General features: G+C 67.3%; 23 protein-coding genes. 13 read left to right on the forward strand and 10 right to left on the reverse strand.

Annotated features, from left to right (window positions below; all coding sequences use genetic code 11):
* The first annotated feature begins 49 nt into the window (after window positions 1-49).
* Window positions 50-925, forward strand: coding sequence for a 4-hydroxy-tetrahydrodipicolinate synthase (gene dapA / locus CK944_RS03890; RefSeq protein ID WP_103171734.1), 876 nt, complete (start codon window positions 50-52; stop codon window positions 923-925).
* A gap of 94 nt (window positions 926-1,019) precedes the next feature.
* Entirely contained in the window at window positions 1,020-1,193 is a 174-nt protein-coding gene (locus CK944_RS23595) for a hypothetical protein (protein ID WP_188713801.1), read from the forward strand.
* 12 nt (window positions 1,194-1,205) lie between these two features.
* On the opposite strand, the gene CK944_RS03895 is transcribed toward CK944_RS23595, so the two are convergent.
* Complete coding sequence (locus tag CK944_RS03895; RefSeq protein WP_103171735.1) at window positions 1,206-1,805, reverse strand: HNH endonuclease; 600 nt, start codon at window positions 1,803-1,805, stop codon at window positions 1,206-1,208.
* Window positions 1,806-1,990: 185 nt separating this feature from the next.
* Between CK944_RS03895 and CK944_RS03900 the strand changes: the two genes are divergently transcribed.
* Window positions 1,991-2,416 carry a VOC family protein gene (locus tag CK944_RS03900; protein WP_103171736.1) on the forward strand — a complete coding sequence of 142 codons (426 nt, stop codon included), beginning with the start codon at window positions 1,991-1,993 and terminating at the stop codon, window positions 2,414-2,416.
* A 51-nt stretch (window positions 2,417-2,467) separates the two neighbouring features.
* Here CK944_RS03900 and CK944_RS03905 read toward each other — a convergent pair whose 3' ends face one another.
* The 3 genes from CK944_RS03905 to CK944_RS03915 are packed head-to-tail and all read right to left on the reverse strand — an operon-like array spanning window position 2,468 to window position 4,384.
* A complete protein-coding gene (locus CK944_RS03905) occupies window positions 2,468-3,121 on the reverse strand; it encodes an alpha/beta hydrolase (RefSeq protein WP_103171737.1) in 654 nt (217 codons plus the stop codon).
* Window positions 3,118-3,765 (reverse strand): DNA-3-methyladenine glycosylase, encoded by a 648-nt coding sequence (locus CK944_RS03910; RefSeq protein ID WP_103171738.1) that lies wholly within the window; start codon window positions 3,763-3,765, stop codon window positions 3,118-3,120. The genes CK944_RS03905 and CK944_RS03910 overlap by 4 nt, the downstream gene beginning before the upstream one ends.
* Window positions 3,758-4,384 carry a GntR family transcriptional regulator gene (locus CK944_RS03915; protein ID WP_103171739.1) on the reverse strand — a complete coding sequence of 209 codons (627 nt, stop codon included), beginning with the start codon at window positions 4,382-4,384 and terminating at the stop codon, window positions 3,758-3,760. The genes CK944_RS03910 and CK944_RS03915 overlap by 8 nt, the downstream gene beginning before the upstream one ends.
* Before the next feature lie 65 nt (window positions 4,385-4,449).
* On the opposite strand from CK944_RS03915, the gene CK944_RS03920 reads away from it, so the two are divergent.
* The 3 genes from CK944_RS03920 to CK944_RS03930 are packed head-to-tail and all read left to right on the forward strand — an operon-like array spanning window position 4,450 to window position 6,581.
* Window positions 4,450-5,142 carry a pyrimidine 5'-nucleotidase gene (locus tag CK944_RS03920; RefSeq protein WP_103171916.1) on the forward strand — a complete coding sequence of 231 codons (693 nt, stop codon included), beginning with the start codon at window positions 4,450-4,452 and terminating at the stop codon, window positions 5,140-5,142.
* Between the two features lie 46 nt (window positions 5,143-5,188).
* The gene (locus CK944_RS03925; RefSeq protein ID WP_146038600.1) at window positions 5,189-5,374 is read left to right on the forward strand and encodes a hypothetical protein; all 186 of its coding nucleotides are present in this window, start codon (window positions 5,189-5,191) and stop codon (window positions 5,372-5,374) included.
* Window positions 5,375-5,381: 7 nt separating this feature from the next.
* Entirely contained in the window at window positions 5,382-6,581 is a 1,200-nt protein-coding gene (locus CK944_RS03930; protein WP_103171741.1) for a UbiH/UbiF family hydroxylase, read from the forward strand.
* A 13-nt stretch (window positions 6,582-6,594) separates the two neighbouring features.
* Here CK944_RS03930 and CK944_RS03935 read toward each other — a convergent pair whose 3' ends face one another.
* A complete protein-coding gene (locus CK944_RS03935; RefSeq protein ID WP_103171742.1) occupies window positions 6,595-7,509 on the reverse strand; it encodes a LysR family transcriptional regulator in 915 nt (304 codons plus the stop codon).
* Window positions 7,510-7,599: 90 nt separating this feature from the next.
* On the opposite strand from CK944_RS03935, the gene metF reads away from it, so the two are divergent.
* Entirely contained in the window at window positions 7,600-8,469 is an 870-nt protein-coding gene (gene metF, locus CK944_RS03940) for a methylenetetrahydrofolate reductase [NAD(P)H] (protein WP_103171743.1), read from the forward strand.
* A gap of 71 nt (window positions 8,470-8,540) precedes the next feature.
* Here the strand turns inward: metF and CK944_RS03945 are convergent, their stop codons facing one another.
* Window positions 8,541-9,695, reverse strand: coding sequence for a type III PLP-dependent enzyme (locus tag CK944_RS03945; protein ID WP_103171744.1), 1,155 nt, complete (start codon window positions 9,693-9,695; stop codon window positions 8,541-8,543).
* Window positions 9,696-9,868: 173 nt separating this feature from the next.
* Here CK944_RS03945 and CK944_RS03950 point away from each other — a divergent pair, with 173 nt between their 5' ends.
* Complete coding sequence (locus tag CK944_RS03950) at window positions 9,869-10,300, forward strand: Lrp/AsnC family transcriptional regulator (RefSeq protein WP_103171745.1); 432 nt, start codon at window positions 9,869-9,871, stop codon at window positions 10,298-10,300.
* A 4-nt stretch (window positions 10,301-10,304) separates the two neighbouring features.
* Here CK944_RS03950 and CK944_RS03955 read toward each other — a convergent pair whose 3' ends face one another.
* Complete coding sequence (locus CK944_RS03955) at window positions 10,305-10,934, reverse strand: helix-turn-helix domain-containing protein (RefSeq protein ID WP_103171746.1); 630 nt, start codon at window positions 10,932-10,934, stop codon at window positions 10,305-10,307.
* 86 nt (window positions 10,935-11,020) lie between these two features.
* Here CK944_RS03955 and CK944_RS03960 point away from each other — a divergent pair, with 86 nt between their 5' ends.
* The 5 genes from CK944_RS03960 (at window position 11,021) to CK944_RS03980 (ending at window position 16,721) form a co-directional block, all read left to right on the forward strand.
* Window positions 11,021-11,749: a DUF1428 domain-containing protein gene (locus tag CK944_RS03960; protein WP_103171747.1), complete on the forward strand. Its 729-nt coding sequence runs from the start codon at window positions 11,021-11,023 to the stop codon at window positions 11,747-11,749.
* A complete protein-coding gene (locus CK944_RS03965) occupies window positions 11,749-12,537 on the forward strand; it encodes a VOC family protein (protein WP_103171748.1) in 789 nt (262 codons plus the stop codon). Before CK944_RS03960 ends, CK944_RS03965 begins: the two co-directional genes overlap by 1 nt.
* A complete protein-coding gene (locus CK944_RS03970; RefSeq protein WP_103171749.1) occupies window positions 12,534-13,175 on the forward strand; it encodes a glutathione S-transferase family protein in 642 nt (213 codons plus the stop codon). The genes CK944_RS03965 and CK944_RS03970 overlap by 4 nt, the downstream gene beginning before the upstream one ends.
* Before the next feature lie 72 nt (window positions 13,176-13,247).
* Entirely contained in the window at window positions 13,248-16,337 is a 3,090-nt protein-coding gene (locus tag CK944_RS03975; protein WP_103171750.1) for a valine--tRNA ligase, read from the forward strand.
* 60 nt (window positions 16,338-16,397) lie between these two features.
* A complete protein-coding gene (locus CK944_RS03980) occupies window positions 16,398-16,721 on the forward strand; it encodes a DUF1992 domain-containing protein (RefSeq protein ID WP_103171917.1) in 324 nt (107 codons plus the stop codon).
* On the opposite strand, the gene CK944_RS03985 is transcribed toward CK944_RS03980, so the two are convergent.
* Genes CK944_RS03985 through CK944_RS03995 form a run of 3 tightly spaced genes read right to left on the reverse strand, consistent with a single transcriptional unit; the run spans window position 16,708 to window position 19,448 of the window.
* Entirely contained in the window at window positions 16,708-17,811 is a 1,104-nt protein-coding gene (locus CK944_RS03985) for a pyridoxal phosphate-dependent aminotransferase (protein ID WP_103171751.1), read from the reverse strand. The genes CK944_RS03980 and CK944_RS03985 overlap by 14 nt on opposite strands.
* Complete coding sequence (locus CK944_RS03990; RefSeq protein WP_103171752.1) at window positions 17,811-18,047, reverse strand: Lrp/AsnC ligand binding domain-containing protein; 237 nt, start codon at window positions 18,045-18,047, stop codon at window positions 17,811-17,813. The genes CK944_RS03985 and CK944_RS03990 overlap by 1 nt, the downstream gene beginning before the upstream one ends.
* Before the next feature lie 30 nt (window positions 18,048-18,077).
* Window positions 18,078-19,448 (reverse strand): MATE family efflux transporter, encoded by a 1,371-nt coding sequence (locus CK944_RS03995; RefSeq protein ID WP_103171753.1) that lies wholly within the window; start codon window positions 19,446-19,448, stop codon window positions 18,078-18,080.
* Window positions 19,449-19,518: the final 70 nt, after the last annotated feature.

A 19,518-nucleotide genomic window follows, 5' to 3' on the forward strand; every position in this document is an offset into this window, starting at 1 on the left:
CCTGCCCCGTTAATCAGGCCCGCGAACCAAACCTGCAAGGAAGCGTGTCATGTTCAAGGGATCCCTGCCCGCACTGGTCACGCCGTTCACACCGGACGGCGAGCTGGATCTGGACACGCTGAAGAAGCTGGTCGAATGGCATATCGACCAAGGCAGCCACGGCCTTGTCCCCGTGGGCACCACCGGCGAAAGCCCGACCCTGACCCATGACGAACACCGCCTGGTGATCGAGGAGGTCGTGCGCGCCGTGGACGGTCGCATCCCGGTCATCGCCGGCGCCGGGTCGAACAGCACGCGCGAAGGCATCGGCCTGATCCGACACGCGGCCGAGGTCGGCGCAGATGCCGCCCTTGTTGTCACGCCCTATTACAACAAGCCCACTCAGGCGGGGTTGATCGCCCATTACACCGCCCTGGCCGAGGCATCCGACCTGCCCATCATCATCTACAACATCCCCGGCCGGTCGGTGGTGGACATGACGCCCGAAACCATGGGCGAACTGGCCAAGCTGCCCACGATCATCGGCGTCAAGGACGCCACCGGCAAGCTGGAGCGCGTCAGCCAGCAGCGCATCACCTGCGGCCACGACTTCGTGCAATTGTCGGGTGAGGACGGCACCGCGCTTGGCTTCAACGCCCATGGCGGCGTGGGCTGCATCAGCGTCACGGCCAATGTCGCGCCGAAGCTGTGCGCCGAGTTCCAGGAAGCGACGTTGGCGGGCGACTATGCCAAGGCGCTGGAATACCAGGACCGGCTGATGCCCCTTCATGTGGCGATCTTCGTCGAACCGGGCCTTGTCGGCGCGAAATACGCGATGTCGCGGCTGGGCCTGTGCGACGAAAGGGTGCGGCTGCCGCTGGTGCCCCTGACCGACCCGACCCGCCGCCTGATCGACGCGGCGCTGGACCATGCCGGCCTGATCTGACACGGGGATGCGCGACAATTTGGCGCGCATTTTCCGCATCGTCTTTTCAAAGCGCAATCTTCATCCCATATTCAGGATGAGGAGACGACCCGCCATGCCCTTGCCGCACTTCCTGGTCCTGATCGCCGCAGTCATCCTTGTCGCCGCCTTGACCCTGTGGGCGGCCTTTTCGGCTGGTGCGCCCGTGGTGGTCCTGGCGATGGTCACGCTGTCGGCCGCGGCCGCCCTGCATCTGTCCCAGGGCGACCGGCACGACCACGACGCCTGACGGGCGGGGCCGTCAGCTTTCCAGCTCGGCGTCCCAATACAGGAAATCCATCCAGCTTTCATGCAGGTGATTCGGCGGAAAGCGCCGGCCCGCCGCGTGCATCTCCTCGGGCGAGGGTTGGCACGGCTTGCGGCGCAGGCTCATCCCCGAATGGCGCAGGCTGCGGTTGGCCTTGCGCAGGTTGCAGGGCGAACAGGCGGCGACCACGTTGTCCCAGCTGGTCACGCCCCCGCGCGACCGGGGCACGACGTGATCGAAGGTCAGGTCGCCCTTGGCCCCGCAATACTGGCAGCAGAATTCGTCCCGCAGAAAAAGATTGAAGCGCGTAAATGCTACGCGCTTCTGGGGTTTCACATAATCCTTCAGAACGACGACCGAGGGCAGCTTGAACACCTGGCGCTGACTTCGCACCACCTCCTCGTATTCGGCGATGATGTCCACGCGGTCCAGGAAGGCGGCCTTGATCGCCTCTTGCCAGGGCCACAGCGACAGGGGGTAATAGGACAGGGGCCGGTAATCCGCGTTCAGCACCAGGGCGGGGTGATGGCGCAGGCTTGCAGGCTCGCGCACGAACTGGGTTCGAAAATCCGTCTGATGTCGCTGATCCAGCATGCTGCCTTTCCGCCTGCCCCCCTGGGTGGCCGGGGGCGCCCCGTCAGATCCGTTTCCTTGACTATATATCGCGTCCGGCATCTGGCAAGTCCCCGGATCTATTTGCCCTGCGGCAGGGATAAACCGCGCCGGTGACAGGGGCATGACGGTTGCCCCCTGCCCGCGGGAATGGCAGGCTGCGTTTCATGACGCAGACGCCGCCGCCCCTGCTTGGAACCCTGGAATCCGCGCTTTATGCCGAGGATCTGGACGCGGCCACCGCATTCTGGCGCGACGTGATGGGGTTGGAACCGTTCCAGACCGTGCCGGGACGGCATGTGTTCTTTCGCGTCGCGCCCGGGCAGGTCCTGCTGGTCTTCAACCCCGAGGCCACCGCACAGCCGCCAAAGCCCGATGCCCGGCTGCCGGTGCCCCCGCATGGCGCGCGCGGGCCCGGCCATTTCTGCCTAGCCGTGGCGCCTGACCGGCTGGACGCCTGGCGCGACCACCTGGAAGCGAAAGACATCACCATCGAGGCCGATTTCCGCTGGCCGAACGGCGCAAGGTCGATCTATCTGCGCGACCCGGCGGGCAATTCCATCGAACTGGCGGACCCGGCGATCTGGTCCTGATCTTCTGTGCCCAAGTATCCCACGGGGGTCCGGGGGTGTGAAACCCCCGGCTTATTTCCCCAGCCTGTCCTTCGCGAAGGACAGCGCCACCGACAGCCCGTCGGGCGAAATCCCGTGCCCGGTGCCCTTCATCACATGGCCATAGACGTCGAAGCCCGCCTTCTCCAGCGCCTCGCCGGCAAGCTGCATGTCCTGGAACGGCACCATCGGATCCTGGTCGCCATGCAGCAGCAGGACCGGCGGCTTGACCTTCGCCTCGGACGGCAGCAGTTCGGGGACCAGCAGGCGGCCCGAAAAACCGATGATGCCTGCCACCGGCTGGTCGCGGCGCGGCAGGACATGCAGCGCCATCATCGTGCCCTGCGAAAAGCCCACCACGACCATCCGGTCCGCCGTCAGTCCTTCGTCCGCCAACACCTTGTCCAGCCAGGCGTTCAGCAGGTCGATGGACTTGGCCATGGACTCCTTGGCCTGCGCCTCGGACGACCCGTCCAGCCAAGGGATCGGAAACCACTGGTAGCCGAAGGGGTTGTTGACGCTGCGTTCGGGCGCATCGGGGGCGTGGAAGGCGACGCCCGGCAGATGCGGCGACAGGGGATCGGCCAGACCCAGCAGGTCGGCGCCATCCGCGCCGTATCCATGCAGGAACACAACGACCGCATCGGCCTTGGACGGACCCTTGCGGGCGGATTTCAGAACGGTCATCGGATTCCCTCGCGGCCTTTGGCCCGCAGGTAATAGGCCCAGAGACCACGGGCCGCAACCGCGCGCCAGGGCCGCCAGGCTTCGGCCATGCGCCGCAGGCCGGCCGCCGTGGGCCGGGCATCCAGGCCATACATCATCCGCGCAGCCTCCTGCAGGGCAAGATCGCCCGCCGCGAAGACGTCGGGCCGGCCAAGCGCCATCTTCAGATAGATCTCGGCCGTCCAGGCCCCGATGCCGGGCAGCGCCGTCAGGATGGCGACGGCCTGGTTGTCAGGCATGGCGCGCAGGCCGTCCCAATCCAGGCCTGCCGCCGCGATCCCTTTCAGGTAACGGACCTTGGGACGCGACAGACCCACCGCGCGCAAGGTTTCCTCGGGCGCGGCAAGGATCGCCTCGGGGCTCATCAGCCCCGCCGCCGCCAGCCGGGCCGAGATGGCGGCCGCGGCCGAGGTCGAGATCAGTTGCCCCACCACAGCATCGGCCAGGGCTTCGAAACCATCCGCGCGGCGCAGCAGCGGCAGCGGGCCCAGATCCGGCGCGACCCGCGCCCAGACGGGACAGACCGCGACCAGATGCGCCACCCCCTCGGCCAAGTCGGCCTGGGTCTGGATCAGTCGCGGCCCACCTCGGGGCGCGTCAGTCACGATCCACCGCCGCCTCCAGCTTCAGGCGGGTTTCCCAGGCCATCGAGATATGCTGCCGCAGCGCCTTGTCCGCCGCCGCCCCGTCGCCCGCCGCGATGGCATCGACGATGCGCTTGTGTTCGGCAAGCGCGGTTTCGCCCCGCCCTTCGGCGGCCAGCGAGGTCTTGGCCATCAGCGCCATGGTCCGATGCACCAGGTCAAGCTGCTGGACCAGATAGCGGTTGTGAGACGCCAGATGGATCTGGTGATGAAAGCGCCGGTTGGCGCGGGCCAGCGCCTCGGGGTCGCGGACGGCCCGCTGGTCCTCGGCGACCATCTGGGCCAGGACGCGCACTTCTTCCGGCGTGGCGTGGCGGGCGGCAAGGCGTGCGGCCAGCGCCTCAAGTTCCGCGCGGACGGTGTAAAGCTCGGCCAGTTGGTTGTGGTCCAGCGATGCGACGATCAGGCTGCGCCCGTCACGCACCAGCATGGCCTGGGTCTCCAGCCGCTGCAAAGCCTCGCGCACGGGGGTGCGGCTGACGCCGAAGCGTTCGGCCAGTTCGGATTCGACCAGCCGGTCGCCGGGGCGATAGGTGCCGGATTCGATCGCGGCCAGGATCAGGGAATATGCGTCCTTCATGGGCCGCACGATTGGCCGGGCTTTGGGCGATTGCAAGGGCGCTGTTGCCGGGCTAGGCCATGGCCATGGATTTCACGCATGTCGATACCTGGATCTTCGATCTGGACAACACGCTTTATCCGCCGGACATGGCGCTGTTCCCGCAGATCGAATCGCGGATGACCGATTACGTCATGCGCACCCTGGCGGTGGAACGCGACGCGGCCGACCAGATGCGGCGCGACTGGTGGACACGGCACGGGACGACGCTGGCGGGGCTGATGGCCGAACATGCCATCGACCCCCTGGCCTATCTTGCGGATGTCCACGACATCGACTTCGCGCCCCTGCTGCCCGCCCCGGACCTTGCCGCCGCCATCGCCGCCCTGCCAGGGCGCAAGCTGGTCCATACCAACGGCGATTCCGCCTATGCGCAGAAGGTGCTGGGCGCACGCGGCCTGGGCCTGGTGGGCAGCGACGCGCCCGCCCCCGTCTTCGAGGCGATCTATGGCATCGCCGAGACGCATTTCCATCCCAAGCCGCGCGAGGAAGCCTTTCGCATCGTGATCGACGCCGCGCGCATCGACCCCACCCGCGCCGCCTTCTTCGAGGACGACCCCCGCAACCTGGCCTATCCGCACCGGGTCGGGATGCGCACGATCCTGGTCGGGCCGGGCCGCCACGGGCCGGATCTTCTGGACGCGCCGGTGCCCGGCCATGTCGATCACCACATCCACGACCTGACTGCGTTCTTGCGTCGCATTGCGGCGCAGGGGTGATTGCGCCACAATGTCCCCCGACGCGCGCCCATCCCATAGGTTTTCCATGACCCATACCGCCGACAAAGACGGAAATCGCCTGACGCTCCGTATCATCGCCCTGCTGCTGGCCGTTCTTGCGATTGCCGTGCTGGCCGTCATCCAGTTCGGCCTTCCCGTGCTTGGCCTGCTTGGCCTGGTGCTGACCGTGGCCGTTTTCGCGGTCATGCTGATGTTCACCGCCGGGAACTGAACGGCACATGGTGGCAGGCGACATCGAGGCGGTCGATATCCTGGTGTCCGGCGGCGGCATCGCCGGGCTGATCGCCGCGGCGGCCTTCGGCGCGCGGGGATTTTCCACGATCTGCGTCGATCCCGCGCCGCCGATCACGGATGAGGCTGCCGAAGGCGCCGACCTGCGCACCACGGCTTTCCTGACCCCCTCGGTCGCGCTGTTGCGGCGGATCGGGCTGTGGGACCGCCTGGCGCCTCATGCCACGCCCTTGCAGGTCATGCGGATCGTCGATGCGGGCGGCGCCACGCCCGCCCCGCGCCTGACGCGCGAATTCAACGCGGCCGAGATCGGCGACCAGCCCTTTGGCTGGAACCTGCCCAACTGGCTGTTGCGGCGCGAGATCACCGCCCGGCTGGCGGAAATGGACAATGTCCGCTTCCAGCCCGGCACGGGCACGGCGGCGGTGCTGGCCCGTGATACGGGCGCCCTTGTCACGCTGACGGATGGACGGCGCATCCAGGCGCGGCTGCTGGTCGGGGCGGACGGGCGCAATTCGCCGGTAAGGCAAGCCCTTGGCATCGGTGTGCGGACCTTCCGCTATGGCCAGAAGGCGCTGGCCTTTGCCGTCACGCATGAGGTGCCGCACGAAAATGTCTCGACCGAGATTCACCGGTCCGGCGGGCCGTTCACGCTGGTGCCCCTGCCCGACCGCGGCGGCAAGCCCTGTTCGGCGGTGATCTGGATGGAAAACGGGCGCGAGGTCGCGCGCCTTGCCGCCCTGCCGCCCGACGCCTTCGCGGCCGAGATGAACGCACGTTCGGCCGGGGTGCTGGGCCGGCTGACGCTGGAGACTCGGCTGACGCAATGGCCGATCATCAGCCAGATCGCCGACCGCTTCACCGGTCCCCGCACCGCCCTGATCGCCGAGGCCGCGCATGTGGTCCCGCCCATCGGCGCCCAAGGCCTGAACATGAGCCTGGCCGACCTGTCGTCGCTGCTGGATCTGTCGGGCGATGATCCGGGCAACCCGGACGGCCTGACGGCATTCGACCGCGCCCGTCGTCCCGAAGCCTTTGCCCGGCTGCTGGGCATCGACGCGCTGAACCGCGCCAGCCAGGCATCCCTGCGGCCCCTGCGCGATCTGCGCGCGGCGGCGCTTGGCGGGCTTTACGGCATCGCCCCGGTGCGGCGCCTGATGATGCGCGCCGGATTGGGAATGCGCTAGGTCCCCTTGCCGCCTATGCCGCCGCGCCGCGCAGCATCCGCAGCGGTTCGGTTCGCGACAGGCGCAGCACATGGGCCATATAGGGCTGGGCCAGATCCTCGGCCCGCACCGCCGCGTAAAGCCGCCTGATGATCCCGCCTTGCGTCAGCGGCAGCATGGCGATTTCCGCATTGGCGGATTCGCGGCGCAAGACCCAGTCGGGCATCACCGCCACGCCGCGCCCCGAGGCGACCAGCATCAGCGACACGGCGGTCAGTTCCACAGTGCGCTGCCGGGCGGGTTCCACGCCGGCGGGCGTCAGGAACTGGCTGAACACGTCCAGCCGCGCTCGGTCCATGGGATAGGTGATCAGCGTTTCCCCTGCCAGATCCTGCGGTTCGGCATACCCCTTGGCGACCAGCGGGTGATCGGCGGGCACCACCAGCGTCGGGGAATAGTCGAACAGCGGCTGGAAGACGATGCCCGGCAGATCCTCGGGGTCGGACGAGATCACCAGATCGACCTCTTGCCGGGACAGGGCGGGCAGCGCGCCGAAGGCCAGCCGCTGGCGGATGTCCAGGTCCACCTCGGGCCAGGTGCGGCGGAAGATGTCCAGGACCGGCAGCAGCCAGTCGAAGCAGGCGTGGCATTCCATGGCAATGTGCAACCGCCCGATGCGCCCTGCCTCGACCCCCTTGAATTCGTCCTCGGTGGCCTGGACCAGCGGCAGGACCTGTTCGGCCAGCCGCAGCAGGCGCATCCCGGATGGCGACAGGCGCATGGGCTTGGCGCGGCGGACGAACAGGTCCACCCCCGCCTGTTCTTCCAGCGCCTTGACCTGATGGGACAGAGCCGATTGCGTGATGTTCAGGACCTCGGCCGCGCGGGCCAGGCCGCCTTGTTCATGGATCGCGCGGACGGTCCGCAAATGGCGCAGTTCCAGATGCATGGTGAGGCAGACTCATGTTGATCTTGAGGATTATGAATTTGTCTCACGGCCGGACGCGTGGCACAAGCGGCCAAAGCCAAAGGAATCGCCATGTCCCGCCCCAAGATCAGCTTCGAGTTCTTTCCGCCGAAGACGCTGGATGCGTCCTTCCGGCTGTGGGAGACCGCGCGGGCCCTGGCGCCGCTGGCGCCGGATTTCGTGTCCGTCACCTATGGCGCGGGCGGCACCACCCGCAAGCTGACGCATGAGGCGGTGACGACCATCCACCGCCATTACGGCATCCCCGTCGCCGCCCACCTGACCTGCGTCGAGGCCACGCGGGCCGAGACGATGGAAATCGTGCAGGCCTATGCCGAAGCCGGGATTCGGGAAATCGTGGCGCTGCGCGGCGATGCGCCCAAAGGGCAGGACCGGTTCACCCCGCATCCCGACGGTTTCACCAACACGGTCGAATTGATCGAGGCGATCGCCGCGCGCGGCGACATGACGATCCGCGTCGGCGCCTATCCCGAACCGCACCCGGACAGCAGCGGCACCGATGCCGACGTCTTCTGGCTGAAGCGCAAGATCGAGGCGGGCGCGACCAGCGCGATCACGCAGTTCTTCTTCGATGCCGATACCTTCTTCCGCTTTCGCGACAAATGCGCGGCGGCGGGGATCGACGCGCCGATCATCCCGGGCATCCTGCCGATCCAGGGCTGGGCCGGGGCCAAGCGCTTTGCCGCGACCTGCGGCACCAGCGTGCCGGGCTGGGCCGAGGAGGCGTTCACGAAAGCCGCCGCCGAAGGTCCGGCGGCGGAACGCGCCCTGTCGGAACGCGTCTGCGCGGATCTGTGCCGCGCCCTGCTGGACGGCGGCGTGGACCGGCTGCATTTCTATACGCTGAACCGGCCCGATTTGACGCTGGCGGTCTGCGGGGCGCTTGGGGTCGAGCCGCTGAACCTGGGCGCGGTGGCCTGAACCGCATCGTGGCGACGGGGGGTTTTCCACCCCCCGACCCCCGGAGGATATTTGCACACAGAAGATGTGGCCTATTCGAAGCCCATCACCGTGGCACGGGTCATGGCGCCGAAGCCGTTGAAGCGGGTGTTGGTCACCACCGAATAGGCGCCCGCGCCGTGGAAGACGACGTAATCGTCTTCGGCGATGTCGTCGGGCAGGCCGAGTTCGCCCGGCAGACGATCCACCGAATCGCAGGTCGGCCCGAAGATCACGCGACCGTTGCGGTCGCCGGTGCGGGGCTTGCCCTGGGGGGTCAGAACCTCGATCCGGTCGATGTTGCCGATGATCGGAAGTTCCGCCAGCCCGCCATAAACGCCGTCGTTCAGGAACACATTGGCCCCGTCGCGCACGCCCTTGACGCGGGCGATCAGCGCATAGGCATCGGCGCAAAGGCCGCGCCCCGGTTCGCAGACCAGGGCTGGCGCATCATCGCCGAAGCATTCGGACACCGTGTCGCCGATCTCGGTGAAGATCGACTGCAGGTCGGGTTCAACGCCTACCACGCGATGCGACGGAAAGCCGCCGCCGACGTTCAGCCGGTGCGCCCGGACGCCCGCCAGATCGCAGATCTCGCGCGCGACGCGGATATAGCTTTCCCAGGCGATCGGGTCGGTGCATTGCGTGCCCGGATGGAAGGTCAGCGAGGCGACATAGCCCCGCTCCGCCACCAGCCGCAGCAGATCCGCCGCCAGGTCCGGCGTCGCCCCGAATTTCGAACCGAAGTCATAGGCCGCGCCCAGCACCGGCAGCTTGAAGCGGGGCGAGATCTCGACCCCCTGCCCGTCCACATGGGTCGGCACCTGTTCGAACAGCTTGTCCAGCTCGCTGCGGCTGTCCACCGACCAGGCGAGGATGCCTTCGCGCACGCCATGGGCGATTTCCCGGCGCGACCGGACGGGGTTGTGGTAATGGCGCGCCGCGCGGGGGGCCAGGCGGCCGATCAGGTCGATCTCGAACGGAGATGCGACGTCAAAGCCCTGGATGCCGGCAGTCACCAGGTTCTGGATCACGGCCTCATCGGGGTTGGATTTCACGGCATAGGTCACAAGGCCCGGAAAGCCCGTCAGGAATTGCCGCGCCCGGTCCTGCAACACCGTGGGCGCGAAGGCCATCACCGGATGGTCGGGCTGAAGATGGCGGATGATCTCGGCCGGATTGTCCCAGACGGTCTTCTGTGTCCCCATTGCACGGGATCCTTTCGCGCGTTCGATGTGATCGGGTCGCGGGCATGAAGCCCCCCAACCCAAGGTGGCGCTTTTCGGTTCCAATTTCACCGATGAAAAGGGTAGATCCGCGCCCTGTGCCGGTTATTATGACGAACTTCATGTCAATTTGACGAAAGCACCGGATTACGGCGATGGATGACCTGGATCGCAACATCGTGGCGCTGCTGTCGCAGGACGCCCGCACCTCGATCGCGGTGCTGGCGCGGCGGCTGAAGGTCGCGCGATCCACGCTGCAGGCGCGTCTGGAACGGCTGGAAACATCGGGCGCGATCGCCGGCTATACGCTGAGATTGGGCGATGCGGCCAGGCTGGGGCGTATCCGCGCCACCGTGCTTCTGGCCATCGAACCGCGCAGCCAGCCTGCGGTCCTGTCGCGGCTGAAGTCGATGCCGCAGGTCGAACGGATCCATACCACCAGCGGGCGGATCGACCTGCTGGTCCAGATCGTCAGCGGATCGACCGCCGAACTGGACGAGGCGCTGGATCGCATCGGCGCCCTGGACGGGGTGCGGTCGTCGGAAAGCCTGATCCACCTGACGACCAAGATGGACCGGGCGGTATAAGCGCCTAGCGCAGCCGGAACAGGTCCACGAAATCCTGGGCGGCCTGCGCATCGCCCGCCAGTCCGATCACCCCGTCCTGCACCAGTCGGGCCAGCGGCACCGGGCCATAGACCGCGCGCGCCAGGTTGTTGCCGTTGCCCGACAGCGTGAAATCCGAAGCCCCTGCCCCGGCCTGGGGGTGCAGGACGCCATTCGCCAGGCGCAGGGTAAAGGCTTCGTGCCCCATCTCCATGCCCGCCGTCGCCTGCGCGTCATTGGGCAGCATCATCGCCGTCATCGAGATCACCAGGGCCGCCGGGCTGATGAAGCGGCGCGGATCATGGCCCGGATGCAGCGCGGCCCAGCGGCACATCGCCTGCAGCACCGGCATCAAGCCGCGCCCGGAATCGGTCAGCCCATAAACCCCGCCGTCATGCGCGACCACGCCCGCGTCGATCAGTTGCGCCAGCCGCTGCGTCAGCACCGCCGCCGTGACGCCCGGCAATCCGTGGCGGATCGCCTGGAACCGCTTGGGCGCCAGCATCAGTTCCCGGACGACCAGCAGCGCCCATCGGTCGCCGACGACGTTCAGCGCATGGGCTGCAAGGCATCCTTCGTCATAGCGGATGCGCGGGGTCTGGCCTGTCCTGTTCATGGCCTCAGAGTATCAGTTGCTTTTTCATACTGCAACTGACAGGCTGCGACTCATCTGCCCCAAGGGGCTGAATGGGAGGGAATGTCATGACCTATGTTTCGGGTTTCGTCGCAGCGGTCCCCCAATCGAACAGGGACGCCTTCATCGCCCATGCCAAGGCCGGCTGGCCCTGGTTCCAGAAACGCGGCGCCTTGCGCATGGTCGAATGCCTGGGCACGGACGTGAAGCACGGCAAGCAGACCGATTTCTATCGCGCGACCCAGGCCAAGGAAGACGAGGTGCCGCTGTTTTCCTGGGTCGAATGGCCCGACAAGGAAACCTGCGATGCCGCCTGGGCCAGTATGGAAGGCGGCGACGACCTGCCCGAGATGCCAGAGATGCCCTTCGACGGCGCGCGCATGTTCTGGGGCGGCTTCGCGCCCATCGTCCAGGTGGGCGAAAGCAGGCCCGGCAGCTATGTCCAGGGCTTCGTCCTGGCCGCGCCCGAGGATCGGAAGCAGGCTTATATCGACATGGCCAACAGCGCGACCGAGATGTTCCGGCGCATGGGCGCGACCTATCAGGTCGAATGCTGGGGCGAGGACGTGCCCCATGGCAAGCAGACCGACTTCTATCGCGCGACCCAGGCCCAGGACGGAGAGGTGCCGCTGTTTTCCTGGATCGAATGGCCCGACCGCGAGACCTGCGACGAGGCCAGCCGCAAGATGGAGGCCGAGATGGCCGACATGGACATGCCGGACATGCCCTTTGACGGGATGCGGATGTTCTGGGGCGGCTTCACGCCTGTCTTCGACAGCAAGACGGGGGGCCGCTGATGCCCCGCGTGCATGGCCACCCTGTCTGGTTCGAACTGACCACCGCCAAGGGCCAGCTTGCCCAGGCGGAAGATTTCTATGCCCGCGTCCTGGGCTGGCAGATCGGCGACAGCGGGATGGAGGGTTTTGCCTATCACCTTGCCCGTGCCGAAGATCAGCTGGTGGCGGGCCTGATGGAGATCCCCGACGGCATGGACGGGATGCCGCCGAACTGGACCCTGTATCTGGGGGCCGAGGACGCCGATGCCACGGCCCGCGACATCCGCGCGGCAGGCGGTCAGATTCAGGTCGAACCGACGGACATTCCCGGCACCGGCCGCTTTGCCGTGGCCTCGGATCCACAGGGCGCGGCCTTCGGCATCCTGGCCCCCCTGCCGATGGAAGACAGGAACGAGACGCGCGCCTTCGACCAGCAGAAGGCAGGCCACGGCAACTGGACCGAACTGATGTCCACCGATTCTGTCGCGGGCTTCGACTTCTATGCCCGCGTCTTCGGCTGGCGGAAATCGCAGGCGATGGACATGGGGACGATGGGCACATACCAGCTTTTCAGCCATGACGGCGCGGATATCGGCGGCATGATGGGGCTGGGCAATGCGCCGCGGCCCGTCTGGCTGGTCTATTTCGGCGTGAACGGCGTGGATGCCGCCACCCGGCGCATCCGGGACGGGGGCGGCAGCGTCCAGCATGGCCCGACCGAGGTTCCGGGCAGCGCCCATATCGCCGTCGCCACCGATCCGCAGGGCGCGTGGTTCGCCGTGGTCGGCCCGCTGGAGGAGACGCCGTGACCCTGGTGCTGACCACCTATGACTGGGTGCCCGATTTTCCCCGCGGCTTCGTGCGCGACATCCGCGTGCGCTGGCTGCTGGAGGAGCTGGGGCGGCCTTATGCCGTCGAAACCGTGCCGCTGAAGGATCGCACGGTCGATCACCTGGCCCATCAGCCGTTCCATCAGGTGCCCTTCATCCGCGACGGCGACCTGACGCTGTTCGAATCCGGCGCGATCCTGCTGCACCTGGCGGAAGGCACCGCCCTGATGCCCGCCGCGCAGCGACCTCATGTCCAGCAATGGCTGATCGCCGCGCTGAACAGCGTCGAGCCCTTCATCATGGCCTGGATCCTGGCCAGGTTCTTCGACAAGGACGACGCCCATGCCGCCCGTCGCGAACCCCTTGTGCGGCAGCGGCTTGCGCAGGTGCAGGCGGCCATTGGCGACCGGCCCTGGCTGACGGGCAAGGATTTCACCGTGGCCGACCTGCTGATGGCCGACATCCTGCGCCTTCCGGCGCAGAACGGGTTGCTGGACGACCTGCACCAGCTTGCGGCCTATGTCGAACGCGCCACGGACCGGCCCGCCTTCCGCAAGGCCTTGGCCTCTCAGATGGCGCATTGGCGCGCGGCAGACGGCGCAAGGGCCGCCGGATAAGGCTGCACCGCCTCTCTTGGCCTTTGTCCCCTCTTTCGCTAATCCATCCCCAAGCGAAGGGGATCTGCCGACATGAGCATGGACAAAAGCTTTGACGCCAAGGCCGCCGAGGCGCGGATCGGCGCCCAGTGGGAACGGGCGAACGCATTCGCCGCCGGGGCCAATGCCCGACGGTCCGAAACATTCACCGTGATGATCCCGCCGCCGAACGTCACCGGCAGCCTGCATATCGGCCACGCCTTCAACAACACGCTGCAGGACATCCTGGTCCGCTGGCACAGGATGCGCGGTTTCGACACCCTGTGGCAGCCCGGCCAGGACCATGCGGGCATCGCCACCCAGATGGTGGTGGAACGCCAGATGGCGCAGCGCCAGGAACCCGACCGCCGCAGCATCGGGCGCGAGGCCTTCACCGCCAAGATCTGGGACTGGAAGCGGGAATCCGGCGGCACGATCATCAACCAGTTGAAGCGCCTTGGCGCATCCTGCGACTGGTCCCGCAACGCCTTCACCATGTCGGGCGCGCCGGGTGCGCCTGCGGGCGAGGAAGGCAATTTCCACGACGCGGTGATCCGGGTCTTTCTGGACCTTTACGACAAGGGCATCATCTATCGCGGCAAGCGGCTGGTGAACTGGGATCCGCATTTCGAGACCGCGATCAGCGATCTCGAGGTCGAGAACCGAGAGGTTCCGGGCCACATGTGGCATTTCAAATACCCGCTGGCCGGCGGCGAGACCTATGAGTACGTCGAACGCGACGCCGACGGCAACGTCACCCTGCGCGAGACGCGCGATTACATCAGCATCGCCACCACCCGCCCCGAAACCATGCTGGGCGACGGCGCCGTGGCGGTCCATCCCGACGACGCGCGCTATGCCCCCATCGTCGGCAAGCTGTGCGAGATCCCCGTGGGGCCGCGCGAACACCGCCGCCTGATCCCGATCATCACCGACGAATACCCCGATCCGAACTTCGGATCCGGCGCGGTCAAGATCACCGGGGCGCATGACTTCAACGACCATGGCGTGGCGACGCGCAACAACATCCCGCTTTATGCGCTGATGGACACCAAGGGCGCGATGCGCCAGGACGGGCTGTCCTATGCCGACAGCGCCGCCATCGCGACCCGTGCCGCGCGGGGCGAGGATGTGGGCGACGTGTCGGACGTGAACCTGGTCCCCGAGGATCTGCGCGGCCTGGACCGTCTCGAGGCGCGCAGGCGCGTGATCGACCAGATCAACGCCGAAGGTCTTGCCGTCACCTATCTGCACAAGGAAATCGACAAGGAAACCGGGGCCGAGCATCTGGAACGCCGCCCCGTGGTCGAGGCGAAGCCCATCATGCAGCCCTTCGGCGACAGGTCCGGCGTGGTGATCGAGCCGATGCTGACCGACCAGTGGTTCGTCGATACTGCCCGGATCGTCGGCCCTGCGCTTGACGCGGTGCGCGACGGCCGGACCCGCATCCTGCCCGAGCAGCACCGGAAGGTCTATTTCAACTGGCTGGAAAACATCGAGCCCTGGACAATCAGCCGCCAGCTTTGGTGGGGCCACCAGATCCCGGTGTGGTATGGTCTCGACCTGTCGCTTGAAGGCCAGGTCGATGACGATCGCGACGGCGAGCTGGACGACGTGGAAATCTTCGCGCTGCTGGAGGAAGGCCTGGTCCATCGCGGCGAAATCCAGCAGGCGGCGGCGAATTTCACCGATGTCGCGGAACGGTTCCGCGACGCCATCGCCGGTCTGCCGCAACCGCTGGAAATCGCCCGCATCGTCGAATGCACGGACCGCGAGGCCGCCATCGACGCCTTCGCGCGTGGTCTGGCCGATTACAACCTGACCCAGGATCCGACCCGGCTGGTCTATCCGGTCTGGCGCGACCCGGACGTGCTGGACACCTGGTTTTCCTCGGGGCTGTGGCCCTTGGGCACGCTGGGCTGGCCCGAGGACACGCCCGAACTACGCCGGTATTTCCCGACCGACGTTCTTGTCACCGGCTTCGACATCATCTTCTTCTGGGTCGCCCGGATGATGATGATGCAGCTAGAGGTCGCGGGCGACGTGCCCTTCCGCACCGTTTATGTCCACGGGCTTGTCCGGGACGAAAAGGGCGCGAAGATGTCGAAGTCGAAAGGCAACGTCATCGATCCCCTGTCGCTGATCGACGAATACGGCGCCGACGCGCTGCGCATGACACTGACCGGCATGGCCGCGATGGGCCGCGACCCCAAGCTGGGGCCGAAGCATGTCGAGGGCGCGCGCAACTTCGTCACCAAGATCTGGAACGCGACCCGCTTTGCCGAGATGAACGGCGTGCGCGGCGGCGGTGCCCTGCCCCAGCCCAGCCACACCGTGAACCGCTGGATCATCGGCGAGGTCGCGCGCATCCGCCTTGCCACCGACGAGGCGCTGGCAACCTATCGCTTCAACGATGCCGCCAACGGGCTTTACGCCTTTGTCTGGGGCAAGGTCTGCGACTGGTATGTGGAATTAGCCAAGCCCCTGTTCGACGGCGACCATGCCGACGAAACCCGCGCCACGATGGGCTGGGTGCTGGACCAGTGCTATCTGCTCTTGCACCCGATCATGCCCTTCGTGACCGAGGAACTGTGGTCCCTGACCGGGGATCGGTCGAAGATGCTGGTCCATGGCGACTGGCCCGACTATGGCGCCGAACTGATCGACGCGGATGCCGACCGCCAGATGAACTGGGTGATTTCGCTGATCGAGGCGGTGCGCTCCGCCCGTGCCCAGATGGGGGTGCCCGCCGGCGCCAAGCTGGACCTGATCGTGACCGAGGCCGACGCCGCCGCCCGCGCGGCGCTGACCGCCAACGCGCCGCTGATCGAACGTCTGGCGCGGGTAAACGCGCCCGTGGACGGCGCGGCGGGCAAGGGCATGATCGCGGTCGCAGCGCAGGGGGCCAGCTTTGCCCTGCCCATCGGCGAGGTGATCGACGTCTCGGCCGAAACCGCGCGTCTGCAGAAAGCCGTCGGCAAGACCGAGAAGGACGCCGACGGGTTGCGCAAGCGGCTTGGAAATCCGAAGTTCGTCGAAAACGCCGAGCCCGAGGTGATCGAGGAAACGCGAGAGAAGCTGGCGGCGCTTGACGACGATATCGCGCGCCTGAAGGCCGCCTTGGCGCAATTGGCCGCCATGTGACCAGGATCCCGGCGCCGCATGGGGCCGGGGACCGAAACAAGGCTTCAGGGGGGTGCCCGGATGGGCTGGCTGGACCGGATCGCCGAACGGATGATGCTGAAGGCCAGGGCCGAGGGGAAGCTTTCGGGCCTTGAAGGCGAAGGCAAGCCCCTGCCCGACCGCCCGGCGGGCGAGGACGGCACGGCGGTGGGCTTTCGCATCATGGCCCAAGCCGGTGTCCTGCCCGAGGAGATCGTGCTGAAAAAGCAGGTCATCGCCGCGCAGGAACGCCTGGCCCACCTGCCGGAAGGCCCCGAACGCACGGCCCTTCTGGCCGAGATCGCGCGGCTTCAGATGCGCCAGGCCATCGCCGAGGAAGCCCGGCGCCGCTTCATGCGTGACTGACCGCCGCGATGGTCCTTGGCAAGGCCTCGGCCAGGATCTCCAGTTCGGCGTCGGGGGCGCAGCTGATGCGGATGCAGCGGTTCAGGGGCGCTGTGCCGGGCATCCGGATGAACACGCCCTGGGCTGCAAGCGCATCCACAAGGCGGCGGGCGAAAGTGCCATCGCGGCCGGTATCGACGGCCACGAAATTGGTGGCCGAAGGCAGCGCCGTCATGCCGTTGTCCCCGGCGATGGCGCCGATCCGGGCGCGGGCGGTCGCCACCTGCGCCACGGTCAGCGCCAGCCAGTCACGGTCCTGCAAGGCGGCAAGCGCGCCTGCCTGGCCGATGCGGTTCACGCCGAAATGGTTGCGCACCCGGTCGAAGGCGGCGATCAGGTCGGGGTGGCCCATGGCATAGCCAACCCGCGCGCCCGCCATGCCATAGGCCTTGGAGAAGGTCCGCATCCGGATCACGCGCGGATCGTCGGCGGCGATGTCAGGAATGGCGTCGGCCGGAGCGAATTCGGCATAGGCCTCGTCCAGGATCAGCAGCGCGCCTTCGGGCAAATCGTCCAGCATCGCCCGGATCACCGCGCCGTCGTGCCAGCTTCCCATGGGGTTGTCGGGATTGGCCAGATAGACCAGACGCGCGCGCACCTGCCGGGCGCGGTCCAGCAGGGCCTGCGGATCCTCGGCGTCGTTTCGGTATGGCACCTTGTCCAGGCTGCCACCGAAGCCCGCGACATGGAAGTTGAAGGTCGGGTATGCCCCGTCCGAGGTGACGACAACGTCGCCCGGCGCGACCGTCAGCCGCACCAGCAGGCCCAGAAGCCCGTCGATCCCCTCGCCCACGACGATGTTTTCCGGCCGGACGCCGTGATGGGCGGCAAGGGCCTGGATCAGGTCGTGGCTGGTCGGATCGCCGTATTTCCAGACCTCGCCCGCCGCCGCCTGCATCGCGGCAAGGGCGCGGGGGCTGGGGCCGAAGCCGTTCTCATTGGCGCCAAGGCGGGCGGCGAAGGGACGGCCGGACTGGCGTTCCAGCGTCTCGGGGCCGACAAAGGGAACGGTGGCGGGCAGGCCCGCCGGGATCGGGGCAAGGCGGATCATCAGAAGGCGCGAAAGGTCATGGTGGTCAGCGTGCGGCTGATATGGGGGATGTCGAACAGCCTGTCCGACAGGAAGCGGCCCACATCCTCGTCTTCCGGGATATAGACCTTGGCGATCAGGTCGTAATCGCCCGAGGTCGAGTAAAGCTCGCTGACCACTTCGCGGTCATAGATGGCCTCGGCGACCTGATAGGTCTTGCCGGGCTCGCAGCGGAACTGGACGAAGACGGGTCGCATGAGCAGTCTCCTTTTGCAATCGGGCGCAGGTTAGACCGCGGTGGCGGGACGGGTCCAGACCCCGCGCGCGTGTCCCTGCCAGAACCGCGCCAGCAGCAGCGCGGCGGCCAGCGTCAGCCCCGCGCAAAGTCCCAGCCACAGCCCGGCGGGGCCGAAGCCCAGCGGGAAGGCCAGCCCCCAGGCGACGGGCATTCCCACCACCCAATAGCTGAAGCCCGCGATCATCATCGGCACGCGCGTGTCGTGGACGCCCCGCAGGAAGCCCAGGGCCAGCACCTGCAGCGCGTCGGCAAGCTGGAACAGGGCCGCGAAGAACAGCAGGCCCGCGCCGATGCGGATGATGGCTTCGGCCTGGGGGTCGGCAGGGTCCAGATACAGCCGCACCAGCGGCACGGCGGCGGTCAGGAACAGCACGATGGTCAAGCAGGCGAAGGCCAGCGACATCCAGGTGACGGTCATGGCCGCGTCGCGCATGAAGGCGGGATCGTTGCGTCCCTTGGCCTGGCCTACGCGGATCGTCGCGGCATTGGACAAGCCCAGATGCGCCATGAAGGCGATCGAGGTGATCTGCAGCGCGATCCCGTGCGCTGCCAGCTGCTGCGTGCCGATCCAGCCCATCATGATGTTCGACCCGACGAACAGCCCGCCCTCGGCCACCATGGTCAGGCCGATGGGCAGCCCGATCGAGGCCACGCGCCGCAGCGCCGACCAGTCGGGCCGCCACAGGCGCTGGAACAGGTTGTACTTGCGCGCCATCGGCAGCCAGGCCGCATAGGTCACCAGCAGGACCAGTTGCAGGCATTGCACCGTCAGGCTGGCGATGGCCGCACCCGCGACGCCCAGTTCCGGCGCGCCCAGGTTGCCGAAGATCAGGACCCAGTTCAGTGCGACGTTCACCGGCAGGCCCGCCAGCGTCACCCACATCACCACCTGCGTCCGCTCCATCGCCGCCAGATAGGAGTTCAGCGTCAACTGGCACAGGACGACCGCCAGGCCCCAGCCGGCGATGCGCAGGTATTCCTGAGCATAGGTCGCGACGACCGGGGATTGCCCCAGCGCGGACAGGATCGGTTCGGAAAACCACATCAAGGGCATGACCGCCAGGCCGAAGCCGCTGGACAGCCACAGGGCCATTCGGGTCTCGCGCCGCACCTCGGTCTCGTCGCCGCGGGCGATGGCGGTGGCGATCAGGCCCAGGACGCCGGTGCCGAAACCCATGCCCAGGAAGAACAGGATGTGGAAAAAGGACGTGGCGATGACCAGGCCCGCCAGGGCCTCGACCCCGTACCAGCCGACCATCACCGTATCGCCCACGCCGATGGCCATGCGCGCCAGATGGCTGCCGATCAGCGGCAGGCCCAGCGACAGGGTCGCGGCAATATGAGGCAGGTAGCGGGACATGGGACTGCCTTAGCGCGGCCAGATGTCATGCACAATCTGCAAGATCGACGGGCAGTTTATCGGCGGCGTT

This window comes from Paracoccus sp. SY (genome assembly GCF_002901215.1).
In the GTDB taxonomy this organism is placed as follows: Bacteria; Pseudomonadota; Alphaproteobacteria; order Rhodobacterales; family Rhodobacteraceae; genus Paracoccus; species Paracoccus acridae.

Bases quoted from the DNA above. Each gene is read 5' to 3' on its own strand.
- dapA (WP_103171734.1), top strand. From the start codon at position 50: ATGTTCAAGGGATCCCTGCCCGCACTGGTCACGCCGTTCACACCGGAC.
- CK944_RS23595 (WP_188713801.1), top strand. From the start codon at position 1,020: ATGCCCTTGCCGCACTTCCTGGTCCTGATCGCCGCAGTCATCCTTGTC.
- CK944_RS03895 (WP_103171735.1), bottom strand. From the start codon at position 1,805: ATGCTGGATCAGCGACATCAGACGGATTTTCGAACCCAGTTCGTGCGC.
- CK944_RS03900 (WP_103171736.1), top strand. From the start codon at position 1,991: ATGACGCAGACGCCGCCGCCCCTGCTTGGAACCCTGGAATCCGCGCTT.
- CK944_RS03905 (WP_103171737.1), bottom strand. From the start codon at position 3,121: ATGACCGTTCTGAAATCCGCCCGCAAGGGTCCGTCCAAGGCCGATGCG.
- CK944_RS03915 (WP_103171739.1), bottom strand. From the start codon at position 4,384: ATGAAGGACGCATATTCCCTGATCCTGGCCGCGATCGAATCCGGCACC.
- CK944_RS03920 (WP_103171916.1), top strand. From the start codon at position 4,450: ATGGATTTCACGCATGTCGATACCTGGATCTTCGATCTGGACAACACG.
- CK944_RS03925 (WP_146038600.1), top strand. From the start codon at position 5,189: ATGACCCATACCGCCGACAAAGACGGAAATCGCCTGACGCTCCGTATC.
- CK944_RS03930 (WP_103171741.1), top strand. From the start codon at position 5,382: ATGGTGGCAGGCGACATCGAGGCGGTCGATATCCTGGTGTCCGGCGGC.
- CK944_RS03935 (WP_103171742.1), bottom strand. From the start codon at position 7,509: ATGCATCTGGAACTGCGCCATTTGCGGACCGTCCGCGCGATCCATGAA.
- metF (WP_103171743.1), top strand. From the start codon at position 7,600: ATGTCCCGCCCCAAGATCAGCTTCGAGTTCTTTCCGCCGAAGACGCTG.
- CK944_RS03945 (WP_103171744.1), bottom strand. From the start codon at position 9,695: ATGGGGACACAGAAGACCGTCTGGGACAATCCGGCCGAGATCATCCGC.
- CK944_RS03950 (WP_103171745.1), top strand. From the start codon at position 9,869: ATGGATGACCTGGATCGCAACATCGTGGCGCTGCTGTCGCAGGACGCC.
- CK944_RS03955 (WP_103171746.1), bottom strand. From the start codon at position 10,934: ATGAACAGGACAGGCCAGACCCCGCGCATCCGCTATGACGAAGGATGC.
- CK944_RS03960 (WP_103171747.1), top strand. From the start codon at position 11,021: ATGACCTATGTTTCGGGTTTCGTCGCAGCGGTCCCCCAATCGAACAGG.
- CK944_RS03965 (WP_103171748.1), top strand. From the start codon at position 11,749: ATGCCCCGCGTGCATGGCCACCCTGTCTGGTTCGAACTGACCACCGCC.
- CK944_RS03975 (WP_103171750.1), top strand. From the start codon at position 13,248: ATGAGCATGGACAAAAGCTTTGACGCCAAGGCCGCCGAGGCGCGGATC.
- CK944_RS03980 (WP_103171917.1), top strand. From the start codon at position 16,398: ATGGGCTGGCTGGACCGGATCGCCGAACGGATGATGCTGAAGGCCAGG.
- CK944_RS03985 (WP_103171751.1), bottom strand. From the start codon at position 17,811: ATGATCCGCCTTGCCCCGATCCCGGCGGGCCTGCCCGCCACCGTTCCC.
- CK944_RS03990 (WP_103171752.1), bottom strand. From the start codon at position 18,047: ATGCGACCCGTCTTCGTCCAGTTCCGCTGCGAGCCCGGCAAGACCTAT.
- CK944_RS03995 (WP_103171753.1), bottom strand. From the start codon at position 19,448: ATGTCCCGCTACCTGCCTCATATTGCCGCGACCCTGTCGCTGGGCCTG.